We start from the raw sequence: 26,488 nt of genomic DNA, 5'->3' as shown, positions 1-26,488 counted from the left end.
ATGTCGTTTACCCCAAAGCACCTCGAAGTTATCGAGCGCGCGATTGCGCGCGGTGAAAAGACCGTGCGCTACAGCGATCGCACGGTGGAGTACCGCTCCATCGACGAACTGCTCAAGGCCCGCGACGAGATCCGCATGTCGCTGACCAACGCTGCCGGGCCGCGCCCTCGCGTGGTGCGGCTCACCCACGGAGGCAAAGGACTCTAATGGCTCGACACTATCCGACGTTGACCCGTAACGGATTCTTGCTGCCGTCGAACATCAAGGCCAGTTATGAAGGCGCCGGGGAGGGGCGGCGTTCGGCCAGTTGGGAAGCCAGCGACAGCGGCATCAACAGCATCAATACCCCGGCCTTGCGCAACCTGCGCGCTCGTTCGCGGGCGGCAGTGCGCAATGACCCGTACGCGTTCAACGTCATCGACAAGCGTGTCAGCAACCTGATCGGCACCGGCATCACGCCCAGGCCGACCACGGATGACGTGGCACTGCGCAAAATCAAACAGCAGCTGTGGGATGACTGGGTGGATGAGGCGGATGCTGACGAGCTCACCGACTTCTACGGTATGCAGGCCCTGGTAGCACGCACCGTTGAAACGGCCGGCGAGTGCTTCGTGCGGCTCCGACCACGCAGCCCCAGCGAAGGCTTAGCGGTGCCGCTGCAGTTGCAGGCGCTGGCCCCTGAGTTCGTCCCTCACGACAAATTCGAGCCGGCCAAAAACGGCAACATTATCCGCGCCGGGATCGAGTTCAACCCGGCCGGCAAGCGTGTGGCGTACTGGATGTACCTGTCGCATCCACGCGACTCGTCGTCGTTGAATGGGGGTTACAACCAGTTGGTGCGCGTTCCGGCAGCACAGGTGTTGCACATCTTCGAACCCATGGAGCCTGGGCAACTGCGCGGCGTGCCGCGCCTGGCTCCGGTTCTGAAGCGCCTGCGCAGCCTGGACAATTACGACGACGCGGTGCTGTTCCGGCAGGAAGTGGCGAACCTGTTCGCGGGCTTCATCAAGCGACCTCCTCCAGAGGGCGGGCCAATGACGCGCAACCCGATGACCGGGGAACCCTTGGTCACCGACCGCGACGGTTTCACGCCAATGGTTGCCCTGGAGCCCGGCACCATGCAGGAGCTGGCACCCGGTGAAGAGGTGGAATTCTCCAAGCCACCGGACGCTGGCAACAACTACCCGGACTTCATGCGACAGCAGCTGATGGCAGCGGCGGCGGGGTCGGGCACGCCTTACGAGATCCTCACCGGCGACATGCGCGAGGTCAACGACCGGGCGTTGCGGGTGGTGCTCAACGAGTTCCGGCGCCGGCTGGAGCAGCTGCAATTTGGCGTGTACGTGCATCAACTGTGTCGCCCGGTGCGGGCGGCCTGGATGGACATGGCAGTGCTGTCCGGCGCCCTTAAGCTTCCGGACTACGCACAGCGGCGGCGTGAATACCTGCGCACACGTTGGGTGCCGCAGGGTTGGGCGTACATCCAGCCGGTGCAAGACGTGCAGGCACGCCAGATGGAGGTACGAGCAGGCTTCGCCTCTCGCAGCGAGATGGTGCTGCGTACCGGGTACGACGCGGAAACGGTCGACACGGAGAACGCCGCCGACCTCGCCAGAGCCACGGGCCTCGGCCTCAACTACAGCACTCTTGAAGCCATCGAGACGATCGATGACAAGGAACAATCATGAGCAAAAAAGCGAAACCTCGTGTTTATGACAAGGCGGGCAAGCAGGTAACGGTCGCAGACAAGAGCTGGTACACCGTCCAGGCCAGTGGCGAGGCCGAGCAACGCAGCATCGAGATCTTTGTTTACGGCGAAATCGGCGCCTGGGGCATCACCGCCAATCAGTTCGTACAAGCGCTGCACGCCATTGATGACGGCGTATCACCGGTGATCGTTGCGTTCAACAGCATCGGCGGTGATCTGTTCGACGGCCTTGCGATCCACAACGCGCTATCGCGCCTGGGCGAGCGTTGCACCGGTCGGATTGATGCCTTGGCAGCCAGCGCGGCCAGCGTGGCGGTCTGCGGCGCTCACCGGGTGGTGATCGCTGCCAACGCGATGTTGATGATTCACAACCCTTACACCTTCACCGGTGGCGATGCCGAAGACTTTCGCCGCGTTGCCGATGTGTTGGATCAGACCCTGGAAGCGATCATCGCGGCTTACAAAGCCAAGGCGCCGGACATCGACGAGGCCGAGCTGCGGCGTATGGTCAACGCTGAAACCTGGCTCACGGCCAACGAAGCGGTGGCATTGGGCCTGGCCGATGAAGTGGGCGACGGCCTCAAGGTCAGCGCCTGTCTCGGCCAGGGCAGCGTGTTGCAACGCTTTCAGCATGCTCCGCCGGAACTGCTCGCCCAGCTGGATGAAGAGCCAGAGGTGGAACTGCCAGAGCCGAACGATCCACCGGCGCCGGCTCCCGTAGTGGATGCGGCAAAACTGGCGCTGATGGTCACGCAAAGTTGTGCAGCAGCGGGCATCAGCAACCTGGTGGACCCGATTCTCGCGTCCACGAAGCTGGAGAGTGAAGCGGTTATCCAGGCGGCGCTGACCAAGGCCAAAGCCCTGCACGGTTTGTGCGTTGCCGCACGGCTGCCCGAGCTGGCCGGCGAATTCATCACCGCCGGCCTGGACGAAGCGGCAGTCCGCGCGCGGCTGTTCGACAAGCTGGTGAGCAGCGGCGGCACCTTTGAAATCAACAACAGCCTGCCGCTGGACAACGACCCGGCCCCCAAGGTCCAGGCCAAGCAGGCCGACCCTCAATCGATCTGGGCTTCCCGTCAGGCGGCGCAGAACGGCAACTCGAAAGGAGCAAAAGCATGAAAATTGAATCGATGCACGCGGGCGAGTTTTTGCTGTCCGAAGGTGCCGGCAATATCTCCCGCGAAGCGATCAACGTCGCTGCCGGTGCCGCCCTGGAGCCGGGTCAGATTCTCGGTCTGGTCACCGCAACCAGTGAGTTCGCGCCGTATCAGCCGACCGCCGAGGACGGCTCCGAGAACGCTATTGCGATCCTCTACGGCCCGCTGGGCGAATCGGACGTTGTTCGTCGTGGCCGCGCCATCGTGCGGCTGGCCGAGGTCAGCGAGGCGCATTTGACCGGGCTCGACCTCGCTGCCGAAAAGGCATTGGGCGTTAATCACATCATCGTCCGTTAAGGCGACCCCCCCTTTAATTCATCCCGCCGAGTGCGGGATTTTTCGTTTCTGGAGAGTACCCATGGCCGAGATCGCCATTTTTGAAGACGATGCTTTCAGTGTTTCCTCGCTGACCGCTGCAATCAATGATCAGGAATACCTGCCGGGCCGCATCAGCAGCCTTGGCCTGTTCCATGAAGAGGGCATCAGCACCCTGACCGTGCAGATCGAGAAGGACGGCGACACCCTGGCCCTCGTGCCGGCCGGTGAACGTGGCACTTCGGGCCTGGTGGTCGGCGGTACCAAGCGTCAGTTGATCCCATTCAACACCGTGCATCTGCCGGAACGCTTCACCATCAAGGCCGATGAGATCCAGGGCATTCGTGCCTTCGGCACCCGCAGTGAGTTGCAGGCGGTGCAGGATGTGGTCAACAAACGCCTGGCGAAAGCCCGTCGTCAGTTGGATGCCACTCACGAATTCCAGCGCATGGGGGCCTTGAACGGCCAGGTGCTGGATGCTGACGGTAAGACCGTGCTGCTGGACATCTATAAAACCTTCGGCGTCCAGCGCAAGAAACTGCCGATGGGCCTGGGCAATCCGGACACTGAGCTGCGTGTGCGCGCTGGCGAAGCGCTCGACATGCAAGAAGATGCCTTGGGCAGCATCACCAGCACCGGCTCTCGCGCCTTCTGTGGCAAAAACTTCTGGAACAAGCTGATCGTCCACAAGTCGGTCAAAGAGACCTACCTCAACACCATGCAAGCTGCCTCCCTGCGTGGTGATGCCCGTGAAAGCTTCGAGTTCGGCGGGATTGTCTGGGAGCGCTATCGCGGCAAGATCGCAGGCATTTCGTTCGTTCACGACGACAAGGCGCTGCTGATCCCCGAAGGCGTGCCTGATCTGTACATCTCGTCGTTCGCACCGGCGGACTACATGGAAACGGCCAACACCCAAGGCATTCCGTACTACAGCAAGATCGAGCCGCTGCCCTTCAACAAGGGCGTGGCGGGCGAAGCACAGTCTAACCCGCTGCACATGTGCTCGCGGCCCCTGGCGCAGATCCTGCTGGAAATGTGACCGTGGCCTTCCGCGATCTGATCGACGACATCGACGACGTGGTGTTCGAAACCCTGGGCGATTCCGCCCAGATCGAAGGCCGCGCCGAGCCGGTGCTGGGTATGTTCATGGCGCCATGGATGGCGCCGAAGTTTGGCAAAACCCAAACCGCTATCCGCGAACCACGCTTTGAAATTCGCGTGCGTGATTCGGATGGACTGAGCAAAGGCCTGCGCGTCACCGTCGATCTGCCTGTTCTGGACGGCGGCGGGGAATACGACCTGCTGCAGCTGGAGCCCGGTGGTGATGGCCTGGTGGCCCTGATCTTGAGGAAGCGTCCATGAGTGTTGGCAGCTACGCACAGCACAAACGCGACGGCGGGTTGATCAACATCCAACCGTCGCTGGCAGACCTGAAGCGCTTTCAGGACTTCGGTCGGCTGGTGCCAAAGGCCGCAGCCGCTGCACAGCGGCGAGCGATCAACAAAACCCTCGGCTGGCTGCGTACCCACATTGCCCGGGCAGTGGGTAAGCAAGAGCGCATCGCTATTGGTGCGGTCCGGCAGCGTTTGCGGGCCTACCCAACCAGTGGCGGTGCAATGCGCGGCAAGCTGTGGTTTGGTCTCAACGCCATCGAGGCCAGCCGGATCGGTCGGGCGCGTCAGTCCGGCAGAGGTGTTTCGGTGGCGGGGCGACGCTACCAGGGGGCTTTTTACAAGAAGGTCTACGGTAGCAGCGCTGATATCTGGATCCGTACGGCCAGCAAGCACTTCAACAGCGATGACTACCCGGAGGCGACTCAGGGGAGGAGACGCAGTGGTTTCGTCGAGGAAAGCGACAATCGCTTTCCCTTGGCCAAAGCCAAGGTATCGCTGGAGCAGGCCCGTCCGCACTTCGATGCCTGGATCAAGCGCGCTGATGAGCAGTTGCTGGTGGTCCTCGAGCAAGAGCTGAACTACGAACTGCAGAAGTATCTGAAGGGGAGCGCCAATGTCCGATGAGCCGTTCAGCCTGAGCCAGCTGTACCAGGCTATCGAGCAACACCTGACGGAGCATTTGTCGGGCGTTCAGGCGGTAGTGTTTTGGCCGGATATTCCGGAAAACCAAGGCATCCCGTTGCCTTCTGTGTTTCTCGAAATGGCCGAGTTTGAGCCGGGCGTCGATACCGGCATCGGTGAATCCAGCTTGATCTGTAAGTTTGAGGCCCGGGTGATTGTTGACCCAATCAAGGCCAATCATCACGAACAGGCCGTGCACCTGGTGTCGCAGTTGGCGGTGCTGCTCCGACAGCAAAGTTGGGGACTTGACGTCAACGCCGCGCAATTTGAGCGCGCCACCCAGGATTGGACCAAGCCTGAACTGGATGGCTATGTCGTCTGGGTCGTTGAGTGGACTCACCAGGTCTATCTGGGGGTTGAGGTTTGGCCGTTCCCCGAAGAAAAACCGAGCATGCTCAAGCTCAACCTAGACGCCTACCGGGAGGGTGCGCCATGAGCTGGGCCCAGGGCGAACATGATCGCATGATCGCGGCGATGATCATGCCGTGCGTGGTGGTCGGGGTGGATTTGATGGCCCCGGCCGTGCGGGTCAAGTCGGGCGATTGGGTCAGCGCCTGGGTGCGCTGGCACAGCCAGGCCGCCGGCAAGGCCCGCCACTGGCGCGCGCCGAGCCTGGGCGAGCAGGGGATTTTGTTCAACCCCAGCGGCCAGGCTGGTATGGGCACGTTTGTCCCGGGGCTGTATGGCGGTGCCGGTGCTCCACCGGATAACCGCGATCACGTCGAGGTATGGCGCTTTGATGATGGGGGCTCGCTGGTCTACGACTGGAAGGCCAAGAGCTACACCATCACTTTGCCCTCCGGTACGGTCACCATCAAGGTAGGTACGACTGAGGCCGTCGTTACGGATAACGCGGTGACGGTCAAGACGGCCAACGTCAAGTTGATTGCAGACGTGGCCATTGAAGGCTCGCTATCCGTTACGAAAAACGTAGCGGTCCAGGGCGCCTTGCACGCGGTGAAAGACATCACCAGTGCCGGCAAGATCATCGACGCAGGCGGCAACAGCGCGAACCACACACACTAGCCGTTCAATTTCACAGGCCCGCCGCGTGCGGGCTTTTTTGTGCCCGGGGGAAACCATGGCCAAGACTTCTGAAACACCCGTTGCCGGCGATGTGCCTAGCCCAACGTTTCGCGACAAGCTCTACACCTCGCGCACCCTGATTCTGCCCGACAGCGGCCGCGCTCTGGCGGTTTTCAAGGCGCAGGTAACGGTACAGGCAACGGACGCCGAGGCGCTGGAGTACCTCAAGGCCCATGAGGAATTCGAACCGTCGCAGGAGTGATCTAGATGATCGGAATGGACCGCCACACCGGCCAGCCCATTTCGGGCCTCGCGCGTCTTCGACAGAGCATTGAGGACATTCTGAGCACCCCGCTAGGCAGTCGCCGGCAGCGCCCTGAGTACGGTAGCAAACTGCGCCGGTACGTGGACCTGCCGGTTAACGAGGGTTGGAAGGGGGCTGTTCAGGCGGAGGCGAGCAGGGCGTTAGGGCGCTGGGAGCCGAGCTTGAAGTTGGAGCGCTTGCAGGCTGTCTCTGTCCTGGGCGGGTTGATCAAGATTCAAGTCACCGGTAGCTACCTGGGCGACAGCGTATTTCTAGAGGTAAGTGTATGAGTATCGTTGACCTGTCGGAGTTGCCGGCGCCGGACGTGCTTGAGCCCCTGGACTTTGAAGAGGTCTACACGGAGTCGCTCGGCGTGTTCCGTGAGTTCATGGGCGACAACTGGAGCGCGCCGCTTGAAAGTGATCCGGTGGTCAAGTTGCTGGAAGCCGGCGCCTATGCGCGCATTGGTGATCGTGCCCGGGTGAATGATGCGGCCAAGGCGCTGATGTTGGCCCATGCGATCCGGGGTGACCTCGATCAGCTTGGGGCGAACGTCAACACTCCGCGCCTGGTAATCCAGGCCGAGGATCTGCGCGCGGTTCCACCGGTGGAAAAGATCACCGAAAGTGACGACGCTTACCGCGAGCGTATCCAGATGGCCTTTGAGGGCCTGACGACCGCGGGCCCCCGCAACAGCTACAAGCTTCATGCTCGCAACGCCTCTGCCCTGGTGGCGGATGCGTCCGCTGAAAGCCCCGCGCCGGCACGCGTTACGGTAACGGTGCTGGGGCTGGAAGGAGACGGGTCAGTCGGCCCCGATTTGCTGGCCGTGGTTGCAAAGGCCGTCAACGATGAAGACGTCCGGCCGCTGGGCGACCGGGTGATGGTGCAAAGCGCCCAGGTGCTGCCGTATCGGATTGATGCAGTGCTGTACATGAAGGGCCCGGGTCCAGAAAGCGCTGTAGCGCTGGCCGAAGCTGAAAGGCGCCTGGCGGCCTGGATCAATCCACGCAAACGCCTGGGCGTTGAGGTGGCGCGCTCTGCTGTAGACGCGCAGCTCCACGTACCAGCGGTTTCGCGGGTCGAGTTGATCGGCTGGCAGGATCTGGCCCCTACAGAGGCGCAGGCGGCGTTCTGCACGGGTTACAGCGTCAAGCTGGGGGAGTGATATGAAAAGCCTACTCCCGATCAATAGCACACAGCTGGAGCGTGCCATTGAGGCGGCGAGTACGGATCAAACCGTGATCCCGCTGCGCTCGCTCTACAACCCCATGACGTGCCCGGTTCATTTGCTGCCCCACCTTGCGTGGGCCTGGTCTGTCGATCGCTGGGACGATCGTTGGACCGTGGCGGCCAAGCGCAACGCTGTGCGGGCGTCGTTCTATATCCACTCACGCAAGGGAACCATCGGCGCGCTGCGCCGCGTGGTCGAGCCGCTTGGCTACCTGCTGGAGGTGATCGAGTGGTGGCAAACGGTGCCCGAAGGCCCGCCCGCGACGTTCGCCTTGCGGGTTGGCGTACTCGACACCGGTATCACCGAAGAAATGTTCGGTGAGCTCGAGCGCCTGATTGACGACGCAAAGCCCGTGAGCCGGCACCTGACCGGCCTCGACATAACGCTAGAAACGCGCTTGGACGCCTATGCCGGCTTCTCTGTTTATGACGGTGATGAGATTGACGTTTACCCCTGGGCCAACCCCGATATCGACGTGGTGATCCAGGGACGCACGGGCGTTGGCGAATACACCCTCGACGAACTGGATGTGTACTCACATGGTTGATAAAAACTCTATTTTCGGCGGCATGATCACCACGCAGGGGGCCGCCAAGAAGACCAACTGCGATGCCCTGGGTATTCCGTGGGAGCCGCGTTACATGTTGATCGGTGATGCGAACGGCACCGATCCGGTGCCCAACCCTTCGCAAACCAAGCTGGTCAATCAGGTTCACCGCGCCCAAATCAATCAGCTGCGGGTGTCACCCACTGACGCCAATGTGCTGATTGCTGAAGTAGTGTTGCCGCCTGACGTGGGCGGCTGGTGGGTGCGTGAGCTGGCCCTTGAAGACAAGGACGGTGTGTTTTCTGCGGTGGCCAACGCGCCGCCGAGTTACAAGCCGGTGCTGGCCCAGGGATCGGGGCGCAATCAGGTGGTGCGCATGCACATCATCACCAGTGGCACCTCGAACATTCAGCTGAAGATTGACCCGTCGGTGGTGCTGGCCACGCGTCAGTACGTCGATGAGGCGGTTGGTGGGCTTCTGCCGGCGAACAAGCCCGCAGGGACTTACACCAAAGTCACGGTCAATGACCGGGGCGTTTTCGTGTCTGGATCTAATCCGACCACGCTGGCGGGGTATGGCATTACCGACACGTACACCAAGGACCAAATCACGGCGATGATCGCCCAGGCCTCGGCGCTGCCAGTGGGCTCGGTGATCGCGTTTCCTGTGAACAAGCTGCCCCCGGGTTTTTTGGAACTGGATGGTAGTGTCCAAAACGCTGCGTTTTATCCAGACCTGGCCGCGTTCCTGGGTGGAGCGTTCAATAAGGGCGACGAGGGCGCCGGTAACTTCCGCTTGCCTGAGTCGCGCGGCGAGTTCCTGCGGGGCTGGGACCACGGGCGAGGTGTTGACCTTGGGCGTGCTATCGGTAGCTCTCAGCTCGACGCATTGCAAAACATCACCGGCAGTTGGGGGGATATGCCGCGCGGCAATAACCTCACTAGCATCAATAGCACTGGCGCTATTAATGGTGTTTCTATCGCTGTGAGCCCTAGTGCAGATGGTGCTGCTGTCCCTTACGCGTCTTACACCTTCGATGCTTCAAGAGTGGCCCGCACAGCAAATGAAACGCGCGGCAGAAACTTGGCCGTGATGTGGTGTATCAAGGCCTGGAACGCTCCGATCAATCAGGGGAATATTGATGTTTCTGCGCTGGCTTTGGAGCTCGATAAACGCAAGAACCTTGCTGTTCTTGGTGGTCGCAAAAACCTGAAGCTTTCGGCCTCTGGTCTCAATGCGGTGGTGAGTGTTTCGGCCGATCAACTTATCGTTGGGACAGGTGAGCGCGTTCGCTCGCTGAGTGCTGTCAGTTTGAGTGTCAACGGGCTAGTTGTGGGTGCAAATGGCCTTGATGTAAACGCCTTGCAGCCTTCGATGTGGTACAGCGTCTGGGTAATCTTCAACGAGTCTGAAAAAGCGGGACTGCTTTCGCTGAGCACAACGTCACCGACAATGCCAGCTGGGTTTGTCGACAAGGCTCGCGTAGGTTGGGTGCGGACGGATGCGAGTAAGGCATTCTGGAAGTTCATTCAGACGGATTGTTTAGTTGAAGTTGATAAGGCACCAGCAACTAACATTGCCACATTGCCAGCGCTTGCTAGTGGAAGCACTGGCGGTACGGCGGTGGCTGTTTCTGTATCCAATTACGTGCCGCCAACCGCCACTCATATCAAGTGCCTTGCATATGCTAATGCTGCGGCCGGCAATGCGGTTGGCGTGTTTCCATCATTGGCTTATGCCCTGGTAAGTGACTATTCCTACGGTTCTGGTCCGGCTGGTTCTGGCGTATTTCAGACATCCATGGTGGTCGACATTATGCTCAGAGGCACCAGTATTGCCTGGGTATCACAGGGTACTGGCAACTTGCTTAACTTGATCGGCTGGAGGGATGCGTTATGAGTTTTGCGGTGCGCAACGACGGGGAGGGTTGGTATTCAGTAGATGGCCCTGGCGACGTTGGAACTGATGAATGGTATTCCGTCGAAGTGCCGCCGGCACCAGTGCCACGCCCGCCTACAGTTGAAGAAGTTGCAGCAGACGCGGCAAAGAAGCGTGACGGTCTTTTAGCGGTTGCTACGGCTCGTATGGGGCCGCTGCAAGATGCCGTGGACGTCGGTCGTGCCACGGATGATGAGGTGGCCCAACTGATGCTGTGGAAGGGCTACCGAATTGATCTGAACCGCATCGAGCAGCAAGAGGGCTTTCCGGCTGAAATTCAGTGGCCTTTGTCGCCGGATGAAATGCCGCCCTCGGTGCCAGCAGAGGCACCGGTTGACACACCGACCGAATAACGCCCCGCACTGACGGGGCGTTTTCTTTTCCGTTACGCGTAACACGAACACCCCACGGCCTCGCTTATGCGGGGCTTTTTCGTTTCTGGAGATTGCCCTATGAGTTTCTTTCACGGTGTGACCGTCACCAACGTGGACACCGGCGCGCGCATCATCTCGCTGCCGTCGTCCTCGATTATCGGTCTCTGCGACACCTTCACCCCGGGGCCGAAGGCAACGGCCAAGCCTAACCAGGTGCTGCTGATCACCCGCGAAAGCGAAGCGGTGGCGGCCTGGGGCGAAGACGCGGCGATCACCAAATCCATCAAGGCGATTTACATGCGCGCCAAGGCGGTGATCGTGGCGTGCGGCGTTGAGAAGCTGGCCACCCCTGCTTTGCAGACCTCGGCCATCATCGGCGGCGAACTGGCCGACGGCCAGCGTACCGGCCTACAGGCGCTGTTGGACGGTAAGAGCCGCTTCAATGCTCAGCCCCGTTTGCTGATTGCCCCAGGGCATAGCGCAACGCAGGCGGTCGCCACGTCGATGGATGCACTCGCCGGCAAGCTGCGCGGCCTGGCCATCGTCGACGGTCCAAACACTACCGACGAGGCGGTCATTGCCTACGCCAAAAACTTCGGCAGCAAGCGTGTGTTTCTGGTTGATCCGGGTGTGCAGACCTGGGACACGGCTCTGAGCGAGACCGTCGACGCGCCGGCGTCGGCCTGGGTGGCTGGCCTGTTCGCCTGGACCGATAACGAATACGGATTCTGGGCCTCGCCGTCGAACAAGGAGTTTGTCGGCATCACTGGCACCACGCGGCCTATCGAATTCCTCGACGGCGACGCGACGTGCCGGGCCAACGTGCTCAACAACGCGAACATCACCACGATCATTCGTGACGACGGCTACCGCCTGTGGGGCAACCGTACCTGCTCTATGGATCCGAAGTGGGCCTTTGTTACGCGTGTGCGCACTCAAGATATCGTCATGGACGCGATCCTGTACGGGCACAAGTGGGCGGTCGACCGCTCGATCACCAAGACCTATGTCAGCGACGTGACCGAGGGCCTGGAGAATTTCATGCGCGACCTGAAGAAACAGGGCGCGGTGATCAACTTCGAAGTGTTCCCCGACGATGAGCTGAACACGGTCAGTCAGTTGGAGCAGGGCAAGGTCACTTGGCGCATTCGTTTCACCGACGTGCCACCGGCTGAAAACCCTACGTTCCTCGTTGAAGTCACCAATCAGTGGCTCACAGAAGTGATTGATTCCAAGGCCTAAGGAGGCTTCGCGATGTCCATGATTCCCCAAACGTTGTTCATGATGAACATGTTTATCGACGGCATGAGCTTTGCCGGCGACGTGCCGACCTTGAGCTTGCCCAAGATGAAAATCAAAACCGGCGAGTACCAGGGCGGCGGTATGGATGCCCCCATTGATATGGATCAGGGCATGGAAAAGCTGGAGGCGTCTTTCAGCACCAAGGGCGTCCGCGCGGCAGCGATGAAGTTCTTTGGCCTGGCCGATCAGACCGCGTTCAACGGTGTATTCCGGGGCTCGTTCAAGGGCCAGAAGGGCGCCACCACGGCGGTGGTCGCAACCATTCGCGGCATGCTCTCTGAGCTGGACCCGGGCGAGTGGAAGCCGGGCGGCGACGCTGAATTCAAGTACGCCGTCAGCGTCAGCTACTACAAGCTGGAAGTCGGTGGCGTGCGCATGTTTGAAATCGATCCTGTTAACGCGGTCCGCGTCATCAATGGCGTAGACCAACTCGCTGGCGTTCGCCGCGACCTCGGCCTGTAAGGAAAGCAACCCATGGCTCAAAACACCGAAAAACCCCCTGAATGGCTGACCGTTAGCGCGGACTCGGCAGTCATCAAGCTGTCCAAAACCGTCAAGGTCAACCAGATCGAAACTGATCAGCTGACCATGCGCTCCCCAACCGTGCGCGAGGTTCGCCACGCGACCAAGGCCGCGCCGGATGATGAAGAACAAAGCGAAATGATCCTGTTCGCCAGCCTGACGGATGCAGGCCCAAACGATCTGGGGGAACTGAGCGTGCGTGACTACAAGCGCCTTCAGGCCGCCTATTTTCGCCTGGTGCGCGAGGACCGGGTTTAACGAGGAAATACAGAGAAAGTTGGCTCAGCGGCTGGCCCGGGAAATGTCTTTCTCGGCCGGCGAAATCGAGTGCATGTCTTTCTCAACGATGATCTGGTGGCTCAAGGAGTGAGCCGCCTGGACCTTTTCGGAGTGACCCATGGCGAACAATCTAGCGCTGGGCTTAGTCATCGGTGGCGCGATCAGTTCAACCGTTGGCGCTGCCTTCAAGGACGTCGAAGGGCGAATCAAAAAACTCAGTGATCAAGGTTCGAAAGCCCGGGTACTGCAAAGCACCATTGGCGACACCATCCGCTTGCGGGATGAGTGGAAAAAGGCCCATGACAGCGGATCTGCTTCAGCAGATGGCCTGCTAAAAAAATTGGAATCCAACCTCAAGACTCTGAAAGAGCAGGGTGTCGAGGTCGGTAAGTTGCGTAACGAGTACCAAAAGCTCGGCCAGGTTGCCCGTGGGGCAGAGCTGAAAGCGCTTGGCCATACCCAAATGAAGCAGGGCAAGGACGGGCTAAAGGACTCGTTCGGCCAGGCTGCAATGCTGACAGCGGCAGTCGCCATCCCCACCAAGATATCCGGCGACTACCAGGCGCAAGTGCGCCAGATGTCGCTATGGGCGCACACGGCCGGCACTGAAGACGAAGGCAAGATGGCGCAGATGGTTTCGACCATCGCGGACGATAAGGGCATGAGTCGCCAGTTGCTGGCGAAGGCGGTCGGTGGCCTGATCGAAAAGGGCGTTGAGTGGCAGGAGGCCAGCGAGTACGCGGGCCAAATTGCCGATTTGATCGACGGCCAGGGCATGGAAGCCGAAACCATCGCCACCTTGATCAACTCGTTCAAGGAGGCCGGGGTCAAGAAAGAGGACATGGCCGGCATGCTGGGCCAGGTGGCGGCGGCGGGCGATATCGGCGCCTTTGGCCCCAAGGACATGGCGCGTTATCTGCCATCCATGCTCGGCAACATCAAGCGCCTGGGCATGGAAGGCCCGGAGGCGGTGCGCTTTCTCGGCGCCAGTTTGCAGTCGCAGTACTCGCAAACGCAGGACTCTGCGGCCGCCGCAACAAACATGAACAACCTGTTGAACGCGGTGATCAGCAACACCAGCCAAGAGCGCTTTGCCAAGGAAGGCTATGACCTGGCCGGCTCTATCCTGGCTGCGACGAAAAGCGGCAAGGCGGCCAACCCGGTCGACGCCTTCATCATGCTCAGCCAGGAAATGATCAAGCGCCAGGATCCAGCGAAGGCTAAGAAGATCGACGCCCTCAAGGCCAAGATCAAGGCGGCGGCGGATGGCAGCGCCGAGGAACAGCAGGCTATGGTGGCCCTGACTGAGGCGGCCGGCCTGGCCAACATCGTCAGCGATCAGAGCGCCAGTGCGGGTTTGCTCGCGCAAATCAAATACGGCGACAAGATCAAGGCCGATATGGTCACGATCAAGGACACCGACGGCAAGACCAAGATCGAGGTCGACGCGGCCAAGGCCCGGGAGACCTCCAATCGCAAATGGTCGGCAGCTACGGCGGGCATGGAAGCGTCCATGATCAGCCTGGGTGATGGTCTTCGGCCGCTGACCGACAAGGTTGCGGATGGCTTAGGCAAGGTCGGCTATGCACTGGCTGACCTGGCCAACAAGTACCAGCCGGTGACAGCGGTGATTGCTGGCGTGGCGGCCGGCGCTGTCACGTTGGGCGCTGCCTTGAGCGCGCTGAAGATTGGCCGAGGGCTGTTGAACGTCGGCCGTGGCTCGCTGATGGGCAACCCGAACATCCCGCAAAAAGTGATCGTGACCAATCTTCCTGCAGGTGGCTTGGGCGGCCTGGATGGTGGGGTTGATGGCGGTCGCAAAGACGGTAAAGGAGGGAAGGGCGGGAAGGGTGGCAAGGTCGGTATGGCGGTGAAGGGAATCGCCGCGTTGGCGGTCGTTGAGGCCGGTTTCAAGATCAAGGACACCTACGACAACGCTACGACGCGGGATGAGAAGGCCGAAGGCTACGGCGAGGCGGCAGGCGGCCTGGCGGGCACGCTCGCCGGCGCTGCGGCCGGTGCGGCGATTGGCTCGGTGGTTCCGATCATCGGCACGGTGGTTGGTGGGTTGCTGGGCGCTTACCTGGGCAGCATGGGCGGCGACGCCCTGGGCGGATACCTAGGCAAGTCATTCTTTGGTGGCGATGATGGGCTGAAGAAAATGCCCGATGCTGGCCCGCTGATGATGGCCAATGCCGGCAAGGACATCCCGCCCGTGATGGGCGGGATTGCAGCGTCCTTTGCGCCCAAGGCTACCGGCCCCCTATTGATGCCCGGGGCTGTGAAAACGCCGGGCTCAGTGGGTGGCGACGTGGTGCGCTCACTGGCCTCGCAACCGACATCGAGCACGCCCGGGGCGGTTTCGCTGATGGCCGTGCCGGCCAAGCCACCGGCGCCGAAGATCGAGCAGAAAGTCGATATCAGCGCGCCTATTCAGGTGACGGTGCAGGGTGATGTGAAGGATCCGGCGCAGCTCGCCCGTGAGCTTCAGCCGTACATCGCACAGCAGCAACGCGAAATCACTCAGCAGCTGGAGAGCCGCAAGCTCTATGACGACTCGCACCTTTGACCTGGGGGATTTATGGGCTACATGGAACAGTTGCAATCAAGCGTGAAGTACCTGGCTGCGGCGGGCGAAACCGGCCGCCGCAGCCTGGATGGGGTGATTGGGCCAGTGGACGGCGCAATCAGTGAGCTGAGTGGCGCCGCGTCTGAGCTTGAGGGTGTGCCCTTCGTGGGCCCGGCCGTGGGTGAAAAGCTACAGCGCGTAATGCGTGGCGTCACGGCGGCCCAGGCGAAGGTTGGCCAGGTGGTGTCGGTGTACAGTTCGGCAACCCGGGCGGCGTCTCAGATTGATGAGCGCCTGGGGGCTCTGAAGGAGCAGGCCGGCCGGGCCGCAACGGTGATCAATAGCCTTGCCGGCAAGGCCAGCCCCTCCCTGGCGGGCATTGTTCCGACCGGGGCTTTTGCCGTAGATGCCACGCCGGCGCCTGAAGCGGTAAAGCCCTTTCCGCATCTGATGATCATGCAGCCGCGCGATCCGAAGCAGCCGCCGTACTTCTTCAACCTCGACACGGCGGCCTTTGATGAGCTGCGGCGTTCGTCAGCCTTTCGCTGGGCCTCTCAGGAGCGCTTGACGCGTCGGCCGGCGCAACAGGCTATCGGTATGGGCGAGGAGAAGCTGACGCTTAAAGGCGCCATCTTCCCGAGCTTCAAGGGCGGTCTCAAGCAGCTTGAGACCCTGCGCAGCCTGGGGGCCAAGTTGCAGCCCTTGACGCTGACAACCGGCTACGGCGATGTGCTGGGCACCTGGTGCATGACCAGTGTTGACGAAGAGCAAAGCGCGCTGCTGGCTGGCGGCATCCCGCGTAAGCAAGGTTTTACCCTGGAGTTTGTGCGCTATGGCGACGACATGCAGAACGTCTGATGGGGATCTACTGGATACCATCTGCAACAACTACTACGGGCACCTCGTCGGCACCGTAGAGGCCGTGTTCGGTGCCAATCAGGGCTTGGCCGATGAGGCCCAGCCGTACCGGGCCGGCGTGGTGATTTTCTTGCCGGACCTACCGGCACCGACTGAAGAAATTGTGATGCTGTGGGATTAGCCAGGCCTGGCTGTCCATTCCTTCCGTTACGCGTAACGGCCGCCAACATTCCCCCGCGTTGGCGGGGTAGCTGGGTGAACCATGACCCCTCGCTTTCGCGTCGTTGCAGACGGTAAAGACATTACCGTGCTGATCAATGACCGCCTGTTGCTGCTGAAAACCACTGACAAGCCCGGCATGGAGTCGGACGACTTTGAGCTGCGCATTGATGACCGTGACAGCGCCGTGGCGCTGCACAAGCGCGGCGCCGGCATTGAGATTTACATGGGCTACGCCGAGACGTCCATGGTGCGCCTGGGGCGTTACATGGTGGATGAGGTGGAGATATCCGGCCCGCCTGACACCATCGTCGTGCGCGGCAAGGCCGGTGACATGCGCGGCACCGGCAAGACCGTGCGCAGTGGCAGCTGGGAAAACGTGCCGCTGTCCAAGATCGTGGCCGACGTCGCTGCCCGCAACGGCTGGACGCCCGTGTGCAACGTCTCAACCAATGTGCCCCGGGCTGACCAGCTCAGCGAGTCCGACTTTAACTTCATCACGCGCATTGCCAAGCAGCACGACTGCACGGCCAAGGTGGCGGATGGGAAGCTGATTGTCATGACCCGCGATGGCGGGACCAGTGCGAGCGGCAAGGCCTTTGGCGCCGTCACCATCACGCGCCAGGACGTCAGCCGGTGGCAATTTCGCTTGGGTGACCGCAACGCGCATAAGGCGGTGGCCACCAAGCACCAAGACAAGAAAACCGGTGAGCTGAAGCTCATCAGCCTGGATAACGCCGATGTGCCCGATGGGCTTCCATCGGTCCACACGGACCGGCATATCTACCCCAACAAGACCGCAGCGGAGCAGGCTGCCAAGGCTCGGCTGACGGCGTTCAACCGGTCCTCGGCGGGCGTTCGCCTGGAAATGCCGGGGCGTACTGATCTGTTTGCCGAGCGATCGGTTAACGCCAAGGGTTTTAAGGCCGGCATTGATGGGGAGTACCTGGTCGACTCGGTAGAGCAGGTGTTCACCCAGGCTGGCTGGTCCACCACCGTCGAGTGCAACGGCGGCAAGAAGGGCAAGGCCAAAGCCAAAGGCAAGAAGCCGAAGAAATCCAAGGAGGTCAAGGTTCTAGAGCTTTGATGTGACTCACTGAAACCCCTGTTTAACTGGAAATCGCCGCCATTTGGCGGCTTTTTTTGCCTGGAGAAAACATGTCGATCACCCTGCAGCAGTTGCTCAAGATCCTCCCGAACGCCGGCAACCAAGCCGGCGTTTTTGTTCCTGTGCTGAACGCCGCCATGGGCAAGTACGGAATCGTGACCCCCAAGCGCATCGCGGCCTTCATTGCTCAGATCGGGCATGAGTCCGGCCATTTGACGCGCTTGGTCGAGAGCCTTAACTACCGAGCCGATCGGATCATCGCCCTGGGCAACGCTGCTAGCGCCGGTTCGCGCTGGCGGTCCCTGGTGCCGCGTGCCGCCGAACTGGCTGGTAGCTCGGTGCGTATGGGGAATGCTGTCTATGGCGGTCGTATGGGTAATGGCCCTGAGGCGTCGAGCGACGGCTATATCTACCGAGGGCGCGGCCTGATCCAGATCACCGGCAAGGACAACTATCGCGCTTGCGGTGAGGCCCTGGGCGTCGACCTGATCAACCACCCAGAGTTGCTGCAACAGCCGCAATACGCAGCGCTGTCGGCCTCCTGGTACTGGTCTGTAAACGGGCTGAACACCCTGGCCGACGCTGGTGACATCCAGAACATTGGCAGTCTCATCAACACCGGCAGCAAGGGCCGGGTGCCGAATGGTGCGGCTGATCGCATGGCGCTGTATCAGACGGCCCTGAAGGTGTTTGCATGAGCCCTGGGCAGATTCTGGTCTCCATCCTGCTGGCGATGGTGATCACCGCCGCCGGCACCTGGCAAGTGCAGGATTGGCGCTATGGGGAGAGGCTGGCCAGCATTGAAAAGGCCCAGGTGCTCGCCATTGCAGAAGCCGGCAATGTTGCTCGGCAGGAAGAACAGCGCCGCCAAGCGGCAGTGAATAAGGAAGCAAGCGATGCTCGAGAACAAAACAAGGCTGCAGCCGTGGATGCTGGTGCCGCTGATGCTGCTGGCGACCGGATGCACGCAGATGCCAATAAGCTCGCGGCCACAGCCTGCCGTGATACCGGAGCTGCCCAGCGAGGCGCGTCAGCCACTCGCGCCGCAATGGTGCTCTCCGACTTGTTCCAGCGGGCTGACAAAAGAGCGGGAGAGCTGGCGATTGCTTATGATCGAGCCAAGATAGCAGGGCAGGCGTGTGAACGGAGTTATGACGGGATCAGATTGAAGGACAAATAAAAAACCCGCGTGTGCGGGCTGAAGTCGAGCATCAGGGGGGTAAATGGCTACTCGACATTGAAAGCGTAGACGAGGTATGTGCCGGATCAAGGTTGGGATGAGCTAACTTACGATGGAGTTCGCAAACCTTTCGCAACGTAAAGTACATCTACACCAACCTTAGGCGATCCGAAATCGATCACTCTGGCTTGTCTCGCCTCACAGCTCCGTTTTTTACTTCTTCTGCATACCCATCAAGCTTGTCCACGCATTCTTGCAGTCTTCCGATTTTCTCCATCGCCGCAAGAAACTCTGGTTCGGCGTAGGTCTTAGCTTGGCGGAAGAGATCCTGAGCGGCGTCGTCGAGAATGGCAGCCGCTGCTTTCAGGTCACGACGTAGCTCTTGATTAGGCTTGGTAAGGGACATGGTTTCGCATCATCAGATCATTGTCGTGTGAGTATGAGCACATGCCTGTGATTCGCTCAAGGCTCCATCACTGGTATTGGATTTTCATAGCACTGTAAGCCACAACCGCGGCGCCACCATCAGGATTTGAGCTTTGATTGTAGTTGCCAGCTTTGAAGTAAAGCGCCACATCACTCCAACCAGCTGCCGGGAACTCGAAGGTCTGCGTTGATACGCGATCACCGGCAGAGACCTTGATCCGTAAACTCATGCTGGTGGCTATTCCTTGTGCCTCGATTGTGTAGCTGATCTTTTGACCGAGCCCGACGTCGGTCAGCAGTAGTCTCTTGTTTTCCGGAGCGCCGTAATGCTCCTTCGTTCCTGCCACAATGGACCCGTTGTCCCAGCGCAGCTTTAATAGTTCAGAGCCGCCTGGTTTGTCACCATGGATCTGGGCAAAGATTATGGATCGCGTCTGCGGGCTCTGCAGGATATACGCGTCGCCGGATTGGGTTATAACTAAGGAATTGCCTAGCTTGAAACTCCGCTTGGCACGCAGCTCGACCCTAGGGTAATGGCTGTTGGGGGTACTGGCGAACCCGGACGGCACCCGGAACACAACAGCCCCCTCGGGTGCATCGCGATAGCAACTGGCCGGCTCGAAGCAATTTGAATAGAAGTAGCGATTCTGCAGGGTGTGGGTGATTGGCACTTCTTCCGGCTGATCTTGTGCATTGAAGTCCTGCAGAACGTAATTCTCTGCCAACTGCGGGAAGTTACCGCCTGGTGCCTGAATGACGTCAAGTGACGAGGCAGCGGTGCAGAAGGGTAGAGCCGCAATAACCACCAGCGGTTTCACGCACTGTCTAAAATGAGCCCAATCCAGTCTTCGCATTGCCTAGTTCTCTAAGTATTTTTTGGTCTTCAAATTCGGCCAAAAACGGCTTCTCACTTTCAACGAAATGCAGAGCGATTTAGAAAACAGCAACGACGCGTACAGCCGTCTTCACCAGCGATGCATCAGCTGAGAATGGCCCCTGAACAAAAATGGCGTTAGCATTCCGCCTCATCCGGCTTAAACAGCCTGTTTTTCAGATCAGGGTCGCATCGTGGAAAAGCTCAAACGCCTCCAAAGTGGAATAGAAGGGCTGGACGCTCTCCTTAAGGGAGGGCTGGTCGCAGGTGCTTCATACATCATCCAGGGACGCCCGGGGTCCGGTAAAACGATTCTAGCGAACCAGCTGGGATTCCATCATGCGAATAATGGAGGTCGTGTGCTGGTCGCCACGCTGCTGGCCGAGTCACATGACCGTCTTTTTCAGTTTCTTTCAACGCTGAGCTTTTTCGATTCCTCAAAAGTCGGCGCAGAAATTCAGTTTGTCAGCGCATTTGATACTTTAGAAAACGAAGGCCTGGATGAGGTGGTGAAGCTGCTTCGTCGTGAGATAAGCCGCCAAAAAGCCACAGTGATGGTGGTGGACGGCTTGCTCAATGCGCGCTCAAAGGCCGATTCGCACATCGATACCAAGAAATTCATTTCAGAATTACAAGGGCACGCCGCTTTTGCGGGTTGCACCGTGCTATTTCTCACCAGCTCACGCCTGGACGACGGTAGCCCTGAACACACCATGGTTGACGGCGTAATTGAAATGGGCGAAGAGCTGTTTGGCTCCCGCTCGGTCCGTCGTATTCAATTGCGCAAAACTCGGGGCAGTGGCGCACTGACAGGCCTACATGAGTGTGAGATTACCGACAACGGATTGGTGGTTTACCCTCGTTTGGAAAGCCTTTACAGCCATCCGTCCGCTCCAGACAGCGCTGACATGACGCGTATCGGCAGTGGTGTTGGCTCGCTGGACGCGATATTGGGTGGAGGCCTTTATAGTTCCAGCGTGTCTTTGGTGATAGGCCCATCCGGAATTGGTAAAACGACTCTGGGTCTGAAATTTTTGGCCGAGTCGACGAAGGAAGCTCCAGGGTTGCATTTTGGCTTCTACGAAAGCCCACAACGGCTACGACTCAAGGGCCAATCTCTAGGAATCGACATCAAAGGTATGGAGGACAGCGGTGCCCTAAGCATCGCCTGGCAACCCACGACTGAAGGCCTACTGGATGGTCTGGGCGCACGATTACTGAGTATCGTTGAAGAAAAGGGTATCAAACGCCTGTTTCTCGATAGCCTTAGCGGTATGACACGGGTTTCGACGAATCCCGCCAGGATTACCGACTTTTTCAGTGCGCTGATGAACGAACTGCGATCCCGAGGGGTCACGGTATTTGCTTCTTGGGAAATGCGCGATCTATTTGGCTCCGAGGTCAGCGCGCCAAACTCCGACCTATCAAGCATCGTCGACAACCTCATGCTAATGCGGTTCTCAGAGAATCACTCTGAACTAAGCAGGACGCTTTCGATTCTTAAAGTACGTGATAGCGCTTACGACCCCTCGCGCTTTGAGGTCGTCATCCATGCCCAAGATCTTTTACTGAAAAAGGCTTCAAGACATGAACCATCAGTCCCCACTGAGTCATCTCCTGGTTCAAATTCTTAAGCTTTTGAGTGGGTTAAACTAAAATGACCACCATCCTGGTCGTCGACGACGAGTATTTGATCGCTGACATTCTCAGCTTCGCGCTGGAGGATGAAGGATTCATGGTGGTAACGGCCAGCAATGGTCGAAAAGGACTGGATGTGCTGGAAAGAGAAAGACCAGCCTTGATTATCACCGACTTTATGATGCCAGTCATGGACGGCTTAGAATTCGCCACAGCCGTCCGCGCACTTCCTTCCACCAATCATTTGCCGATTATTTTGATGAGCGGAGCCCAGGCACATATCGGTATGCAACGATCAGATTTATTTGATGCTGTATTGCCAAAGCCATTCGATATCGACGTGATCATCACCGAGGTTAGAAAACTTCTAGCCTCCGAATAGCGGGCGTGTCCGTGGCTGCGGTGTTTGTAACCTCTGCATCGTGTCTCGTCACTGCTCTTTCTTTTTGAAGCAACGATAGCGATCAGCCGAGTGCGCAAACTTGCGGTCACTTGCTCTCCTGCTGACCTTGTTTAAGGTGCACGTAGGCGGCCTTTTCGCCAGCGGTGATCGCCTCTTCCATCGCTTTATGCATGTCTTCGTTGATCAGGTCGGCAGCTCGCAGGCCCCATGCAAACCCTCGCGCCCGCTCCGCGCGGTGGGGAATCTTCAGAAGGGAGAGATCTTGGCCAATACGGGCCAGTTCGCTGTCCCACGCCGCGCTTAAGAAATCTGTAGGCAGGGTAATACCGCTGGGGGAGTCGTCGCGACGACCTGAGCCGTACTGAGGACCGCCGGGGTTTGCGGTATTGGGAGGCATGGAACGACCTTTTGCGAACGTATGTAAGGGACTTTGAAACCAGAATAGGGAGTGTCGGCATACCAGTCTAGGGGGCTGGACGCCACCAGGATAAAAAAACGCCCCGCATCTGGTGAAGGTGTGTGGGGGCCTTTTGAACATAAGCGGCGTTCTATGTATCGATCGTCAAAGTCCGTAATCGGCCAAAAGCGGATGTTTCCCTTTAATTTCGGCCCCCAAGCGCTCCTCGCCCTGCTTAGTCTTGACGAGCTTTCGCTCATATATTTCATATGAGCGTGCTCGTAAATAATCTTAGACTAGCTATTTGTTCATAGCTTTATAGTGTTCAGAGTACCCGCACTCTTCAAAAATCAATCTCAGTCCATCCCTAAAGGCTTGGTGATCAAACTCTTTAATATCAAAAATATTCTGACCAAGAGAGTGCGACTCTCTGTTCATATATCTGTAGAAGGTGGCAAATCTATCCGCCGACAAGGCGGGCATCTGAAATACATTGTTGAAGTCTTTCTTCTGTACAAAATTAAAGAAGTATTCAATTATGTTTCTCATGCAGTTCGCAATGAGTGCGGGTGGCGAAGCAGGATCTTTTACAATGGACCAGTACGATTGGTAGTCATTTTGAATCTCCTCGTATTTCATCGGGACTATACTGCTGCCGTTTGCATTCTTAATAACTCTATATAGGTGCTGCGTTTCTGCGCGTTTGTCCTTGCTGGTATTTGTGAGTTCGTAGAAAAAATACAAGCTATGCGTAAGTACGAATACTTGTTTGTAGTATGCGTCATTAATGAAATATTTCTTTATTAGCTGCCCTATATTGAATACATATAGATGTGAGAGGCTTGAGATAGGGTCATCAATTACAACTACTTTTGCGAGAGGAACGGCTGACGGGGTTTTTTGCCCCTTACATAGTTCGATGAAATATAGAAAGCTTATGACTGTTTTTTCACCCTCACTGAGTGAGTGGAATGCGTTAGCTTGATCTGTGGTCCTAGCAATCCTGTAAAGAGTGTCGTTATGCTTAACTACTGAAAAACCATCGATTCCTATTTCGAGCAAACCATTATTTATGTTTTGAATTGATTCCTCGATATTCACCGTTTGCTTTCTAAGGTTGGCGATCTGGCCATGAGAATTGTCGATAGTCCGCTGAATATCTTTGCCGTCTTTATTCGCCTTGCCAGCTTCTTCCTGAAGTTCTGATGTTGATTGGGTATAGGCGGATATTGTTTGATCGTAATCCCAGCGCATTAAGTTCCAGAAGCGAGATTTTATATCATCTTTTGTTTTTTTCTTGTTGGAAAGTTTGTTGTTATGCTCTCTAATCAAATCATTCAGAGTGGCAATTACGTCATTAATCGATTTTACGGCTGGGCCACTGGCCGAAAGAGTTACTGGGGTGCTCGGGCTTTTAAGCTTGTTACTAGTAATCAGCGCATTTTCACGAATTGAGGATTTAAGGGCCTCACATGCAAGCTCCCAAGTATTTACGAGCTCCTTGCTTGCTAACGGAAGATTCGATAGGTCTTGTATGTTAATGCGCGAAACAAAGGATTCATATCGAGCCCTAGTATGTTCAAGCGCCTCTATATCTCGATCATAGGCTTCATCAAAAACGTCTCGTATCGATTTTACAATGTTTTGCGTGATTGTATTTTCTTGGCAGAACGGGCAAGCCTGAGGCTGGATGGCTTTGATATCAATATATTGGATCCCTTGCTTAACCCAGTCTGAACTCCCAAGCCTGTTGATAAACTCCGCGACCGATCCGTCTTGGCTGCCTACTATGATTTTGGACCATATAGGATCTATCTCGACGTCGAGCCACTCTGCCGCCAACTCAGGAATGGCTGTCAGTTGAACGGCGCCTTCGCCCTCGATCGAAGAGGCTTCAGTTCTCAAATCATCAATTGTGTAATCCGGGGCCTCCTCAGTGCGAACAAGGCCAGTGATGTGCTGGAAAAGAGGCTCTGTTCGCTTTAAGTTATCAAGGCAAAACTCTAATACACGATCGCCGCCTGAGTATTTTGTTTTAATTTCCCAAGTCTTGGCGCTAGCCTTGGACTTTTCTTGTTCTAGACGAGTTGCAATATCCCCAGCTAACTCGAAATTTTTTTGCTGCAAGCTTTGGGCTTTTTCAAGTTCTATAGTTTCCGCTTCGATTTGCTGTAGTGCCTGTTTGTTTTCTTTCGAGAGAGTAAAAATCCCTTTAAGGTTATCCTCTTCGAAAAAATAGTCATTAAGAAAGCTTTGATTGTAAACTAAAATGTCACAAGGCTGGCTGGTCTTAAAACTACATTTATTAAAGGCAGCATTATTAGGCGCATATAGATATTCTGATACGGTGCTTTTTCCCGCCCCGTTTAATCCGTACACGAGGCAAGTCTTATTTGTTGGTGCAACAGAAGACTTGAGCTTGTAACTGGTCACGCCTTCAATATTTAATTCCGTTATCACGATCATATCCTCTGCACACTAAATGGCGATATGCCATTAGTGTTGACGTAAAGAAGCATAGATCGTTTTTTAATAAGCGCCACGCCGCTATTGACGATGACACATTTTGATCGAGGGTAACGATACGTTGACGTTACCCTGTAAGGGGCCAGTCGAGAGCTCTGGGCTCTGTCACCCCCGGCAATCTGGAATCGAGTCAATGCTGCGCTGATCTCCCACCTGATTGCTTGTTAGCCGGTAATCGCCTCATGGCGGAACACTCGCTATGACCGATAAATGCTCGAAACGCATGGCCTCTAATGGCCGTCGTGAGAGGAAGCAGACGACCCGATGCCCTTCAAGGAAGAGCAATAACCACCATCCGAGTACCTCTTACACTTGAGTCAGTACTCCACGGGGCCGAAATGTCCTCTATATCCGACCTGAGTGAGTATCAAGCGATTAATGCATTTGATGCTTACCAGGTCGTTCTCCAGTGGACGTCCAAACAGGGCAAAATTTTGGATTGTGTATGCTTCTGCGTATTTTTCCCGCTCAGGATGATAGCGCCGCAGTGACATACCATAGGTGGCTTCAAAAGGATGGCCACCAGTGCGAATCAAACTAAAGAACGACGGGTAAATTATGCCGTCAAAACCCGTTTCTTTGGCTGCTAATGCGATTGCTCGGGAAATCTCATAGGAGTGAGAACGTGCCAGGAAGAGCATATGGATAGCCATATCCAAGCTTTCGAACTCTGTCACATCCTCTTCGAGTAAATGAGTAAGATCCAGGAGCCGTAGGTTTCGCTTGGGCTCCAGGGTAGCAACGTAGATGTCGTCATCTGTCGATGCTCGACATTCATGGATGCAAACGTCGATGTCCTGCGATCCGTACATGATAGGAAAGCCTGGCGAGTCGAGTCGCCCCTTTCCAGCGAGTGCAATCGGTGGGCTGTCGTACTCTGCCGGATCAGCTGGACGTTGTGGGCAGATTCGTAGGCGATAAAACTTCTCCCCCATTTCAAGTGTCTTTTCTGGGTATTCCTTCATCACGCGCTTGATGATTTGCGACCGCTTCGATTCATCCTGAAGACACTTAAGTGGCTCGACTTCGCCAATCATCCAGAGGCGTGGGCCGTAGTGGAAGAAGCCAAGCTGAGCAGCCTCCTCAAGAAGTCTGATGTCATCTTTGAGCCAGATCGAGGGCGATATATCGCTCCTCCCAAAATGATGCTCGTTGCACTGAATAACAGGCGCTGCGCCGTAGTCGCAACGGACGGTAGTTCCACCCACAAAAAAGCGCCATGCAAGAGATTCAATAAGCTCCTTCGTCAGCTTTCGCCCTTCTTGGCTATGACAATTCGGACATTTCACGTGTTCCTCAATGCCGAGCTTGAATGCATCTATCCGCAGTCCTTCATCTGTGAAGCAATCAGAGCAAAGGAGGGGTTGATTCGTCTCCGCCGTTTCTTCTGCCATAGTCCTACCGTGAATATTTTTATGGGGTTGAACTCAAACTTTAGACCAAGTGGATCGCTCCGGTTTTGAGCTCACTTGAGCCCGGCTGCTTTTGTCCGCTGTTGGCCGGTTTCT

31 protein-coding genes are annotated in these 26,488 nt (G+C 57.5%); 26 read left to right on the top strand and 5 right to left on the bottom strand.

Translation table 11 applies throughout. The features are described from left to right. The 24 genes from HX803_RS02200 to HX803_RS02085 all read left to right on the top strand — a co-directional run bounded on the left by HX803_RS02200 (position 1) and on the right by HX803_RS02085 (position 18,716). Complete coding sequence (locus HX803_RS02200; RefSeq protein WP_178918737.1) at positions 1–207, top strand: phage head-tail joining protein; 207 nt, start codon at positions 1–3, stop codon at positions 205–207. Then, positions 207–1,688, top strand: coding sequence for a phage portal protein (locus HX803_RS02195; RefSeq protein WP_178918736.1), 1,482 nt, complete (start codon positions 207–209; stop codon positions 1,686–1,688). The genes HX803_RS02200 and HX803_RS02195 overlap by 1 nt, the downstream gene beginning before the upstream one ends. Then, the gene (locus tag HX803_RS02190) at positions 1,685–2,827 is read left to right on the top strand and encodes a head maturation protease, ClpP-related (RefSeq protein ID WP_178918735.1); all 1,143 of its coding nucleotides are present in this window, start codon (positions 1,685–1,687) and stop codon (positions 2,825–2,827) included. Before HX803_RS02195 ends, HX803_RS02190 begins: the two co-directional genes overlap by 4 nt. Further along, positions 2,824–3,162: a head decoration protein gene (locus tag HX803_RS02185; protein ID WP_178918734.1), complete on the top strand. Its 339-nt coding sequence runs from the start codon at positions 2,824–2,826 to the stop codon at positions 3,160–3,162. The genes HX803_RS02190 and HX803_RS02185 overlap by 4 nt, the downstream gene beginning before the upstream one ends. A 61-nt stretch (positions 3,163–3,223) precedes the next feature. Beyond that, complete coding sequence (locus tag HX803_RS02180; RefSeq protein WP_178918733.1) at positions 3,224–4,219, top strand: major capsid protein; 996 nt, start codon at positions 3,224–3,226, stop codon at positions 4,217–4,219. A 2-nt stretch (positions 4,220–4,221) separates the two neighbouring features. Beyond that, positions 4,222–4,542 (top strand): hypothetical protein, encoded by a 321-nt coding sequence (locus HX803_RS02175; protein ID WP_178918732.1) that lies wholly within the window; start codon positions 4,222–4,224, stop codon positions 4,540–4,542. Then, positions 4,539–5,198, top strand: a complete 660-nt coding sequence (locus HX803_RS02170) for a hypothetical protein (protein ID WP_178918731.1) — start codon at positions 4,539–4,541, stop codon at positions 5,196–5,198. Before HX803_RS02175 ends, HX803_RS02170 begins: the two co-directional genes overlap by 4 nt. Continuing rightward, on the top strand, positions 5,188–5,691 hold the full coding sequence (locus tag HX803_RS02165; protein ID WP_178918730.1) for a hypothetical protein: 504 nt from the start codon (positions 5,188–5,190) through the stop codon (positions 5,689–5,691). The genes HX803_RS02170 and HX803_RS02165 overlap by 11 nt, the downstream gene beginning before the upstream one ends. Beyond that, entirely contained in the window at positions 5,688–6,281 is a 594-nt protein-coding gene (locus HX803_RS02160) for a phage baseplate assembly protein V (protein ID WP_178918729.1), read from the top strand. Before HX803_RS02165 ends, HX803_RS02160 begins: the two co-directional genes overlap by 4 nt. 55 nt (positions 6,282–6,336) lie before the next feature. Then, positions 6,337–6,543 (top strand): hypothetical protein, encoded by a 207-nt coding sequence (locus HX803_RS02155; protein ID WP_178918728.1) that lies wholly within the window; start codon positions 6,337–6,339, stop codon positions 6,541–6,543. Positions 6,544–6,548: 5 nt separating this feature from the next. Continuing rightward, a complete protein-coding gene (locus tag HX803_RS02150; RefSeq protein WP_176995557.1) occupies positions 6,549–6,875 on the top strand; it encodes a GPW/gp25 family protein in 327 nt (108 codons plus the stop codon). Beyond that, on the top strand, positions 6,872–7,753 hold the full coding sequence (locus HX803_RS02145) for a baseplate J/gp47 family protein (protein ID WP_178918727.1): 882 nt from the start codon (positions 6,872–6,874) through the stop codon (positions 7,751–7,753). Before HX803_RS02150 ends, HX803_RS02145 begins: the two co-directional genes overlap by 4 nt. A gap of 1 nt (position 7,754) precedes the next feature. Beyond that, entirely contained in the window at positions 7,755–8,366 is a 612-nt protein-coding gene (locus HX803_RS02140; protein ID WP_178918726.1) for a phage tail protein I, read from the top strand. Continuing rightward, positions 8,359–10,266, top strand: coding sequence for a phage tail protein (locus HX803_RS32620; RefSeq protein WP_256732794.1), 1,908 nt, complete (start codon positions 8,359–8,361; stop codon positions 10,264–10,266). The genes HX803_RS02140 and HX803_RS32620 overlap by 8 nt, the downstream gene beginning before the upstream one ends. Continuing rightward, complete coding sequence (locus tag HX803_RS02130) at positions 10,263–10,658, top strand: tail fiber assembly protein (protein WP_178918725.1); 396 nt, start codon at positions 10,263–10,265, stop codon at positions 10,656–10,658. The genes HX803_RS32620 and HX803_RS02130 overlap by 4 nt, the downstream gene beginning before the upstream one ends. A gap of 99 nt (positions 10,659–10,757) precedes the next feature. Beyond that, positions 10,758–11,921: a phage tail sheath family protein gene (locus tag HX803_RS02125; protein ID WP_178918724.1), complete on the top strand. Its 1,164-nt coding sequence runs from the start codon at positions 10,758–10,760 to the stop codon at positions 11,919–11,921. 18 nt (positions 11,922–11,939) lie between these two features. Beyond that, positions 11,940–12,443: a phage major tail tube protein gene (locus HX803_RS02120; RefSeq protein WP_178918828.1), complete on the top strand. Its 504-nt coding sequence runs from the start codon at positions 11,940–11,942 to the stop codon at positions 12,441–12,443. A 12-nt stretch (positions 12,444–12,455) separates the two neighbouring features. Then, positions 12,456–12,761 (top strand): phage tail assembly protein, encoded by a 306-nt coding sequence (locus tag HX803_RS02115; protein ID WP_178918723.1) that lies wholly within the window; start codon positions 12,456–12,458, stop codon positions 12,759–12,761. Positions 12,762–12,900: 139 nt separating this feature from the next. Continuing rightward, positions 12,901–15,351: a phage tail tape measure protein gene (locus tag HX803_RS02110; RefSeq protein ID WP_178918722.1), complete on the top strand. Its 2,451-nt coding sequence runs from the start codon at positions 12,901–12,903 to the stop codon at positions 15,349–15,351. Positions 15,352–15,363: 12 nt separating this feature from the next. Further along, positions 15,364–16,209, top strand: coding sequence for a phage tail protein (locus HX803_RS02105; RefSeq protein WP_178918721.1), 846 nt, complete (start codon positions 15,364–15,366; stop codon positions 16,207–16,209). After that, a complete protein-coding gene (locus tag HX803_RS02100; RefSeq protein ID WP_178918720.1) occupies positions 16,184–16,390 on the top strand; it encodes a tail protein X in 207 nt (68 codons plus the stop codon). Before HX803_RS02105 ends, HX803_RS02100 begins: the two co-directional genes overlap by 26 nt. A gap of 81 nt (positions 16,391–16,471) precedes the next feature. Next, positions 16,472–17,515, top strand: a complete 1,044-nt coding sequence (locus HX803_RS02095) for a phage late control D family protein (RefSeq protein WP_178918719.1) — start codon at positions 16,472–16,474, stop codon at positions 17,513–17,515. A gap of 71 nt (positions 17,516–17,586) precedes the next feature. Continuing rightward, the gene (locus HX803_RS02090) at positions 17,587–18,234 is read left to right on the top strand and encodes a glycoside hydrolase family 19 protein (protein ID WP_178918718.1); all 648 of its coding nucleotides are present in this window, start codon (positions 17,587–17,589) and stop codon (positions 18,232–18,234) included. Continuing rightward, positions 18,231–18,716 (top strand): DUF2514 family protein, encoded by a 486-nt coding sequence (locus HX803_RS02085; protein ID WP_178918717.1) that lies wholly within the window; start codon positions 18,231–18,233, stop codon positions 18,714–18,716. The genes HX803_RS02090 and HX803_RS02085 overlap by 4 nt, the downstream gene beginning before the upstream one ends. Before the next feature lie 178 nt (positions 18,717–18,894). Here the strand turns inward: HX803_RS02085 and HX803_RS02080 are convergent, their stop codons facing one another. After that, on the bottom strand, positions 18,895–19,122 hold the full coding sequence (locus HX803_RS02080) for a hypothetical protein (RefSeq protein ID WP_178918716.1): 228 nt from the start codon (positions 19,120–19,122) through the stop codon (positions 18,895–18,897). A gap of 67 nt (positions 19,123–19,189) precedes the next feature. Then, positions 19,190–19,960 carry a polysaccharide lyase family 7 protein gene (locus tag HX803_RS02075; RefSeq protein WP_178918715.1) on the bottom strand — a complete coding sequence of 257 codons (771 nt, stop codon included), beginning with the start codon at positions 19,958–19,960 and terminating at the stop codon, positions 19,190–19,192. Positions 19,961–20,207: 247 nt separating this feature from the next. Between HX803_RS02075 and HX803_RS02070 the strand changes: the two genes are divergently transcribed. Next, positions 20,208–21,650, top strand: a complete 1,443-nt coding sequence (locus HX803_RS02070) for an ATPase domain-containing protein (RefSeq protein ID WP_178918827.1) — start codon at positions 20,208–20,210, stop codon at positions 21,648–21,650. Between the two features lie 23 nt (positions 21,651–21,673). Beyond that, positions 21,674–22,036: a response regulator gene (locus tag HX803_RS02065; protein WP_178918714.1), complete on the top strand. Its 363-nt coding sequence runs from the start codon at positions 21,674–21,676 to the stop codon at positions 22,034–22,036. A gap of 106 nt (positions 22,037–22,142) precedes the next feature. Here the strand turns inward: HX803_RS02065 and HX803_RS02060 are convergent, their stop codons facing one another. The 3 genes from HX803_RS02060 to HX803_RS02050 all read right to left on the bottom strand — a co-directional run bounded on the left by HX803_RS02060 (position 22,143) and on the right by HX803_RS02050 (position 26,374). Then, on the bottom strand, positions 22,143–22,454 hold the full coding sequence (locus tag HX803_RS02060; protein ID WP_178918713.1) for a hypothetical protein: 312 nt from the start codon (positions 22,452–22,454) through the stop codon (positions 22,143–22,145). A gap of 300 nt (positions 22,455–22,754) precedes the next feature. Continuing rightward, on the bottom strand, positions 22,755–24,914 hold the full coding sequence (locus tag HX803_RS02055; protein WP_178918712.1) for an AAA family ATPase: 2,160 nt from the start codon (positions 24,912–24,914) through the stop codon (positions 22,755–22,757). Positions 24,915–25,297: 383 nt separating this feature from the next. Next, positions 25,298–26,374, bottom strand: coding sequence for an RES family NAD+ phosphorylase (locus HX803_RS02050; protein ID WP_178918711.1), 1,077 nt, complete (start codon positions 26,372–26,374; stop codon positions 25,298–25,300). Positions 26,375–26,488 lie beyond the last annotated feature (114 nt).

Origin of the sequence: Pseudomonas sp. P7548 (assembly GCF_013386585.1) — a bacterium.
Classification (GTDB): Bacteria; Pseudomonadota; Gammaproteobacteria; order Pseudomonadales; family Pseudomonadaceae; genus Aquipseudomonas.
Note: the sequence above shows the minus strand (reverse complement) of the source record. Positions and strands in the feature narration are given on the sequence as shown.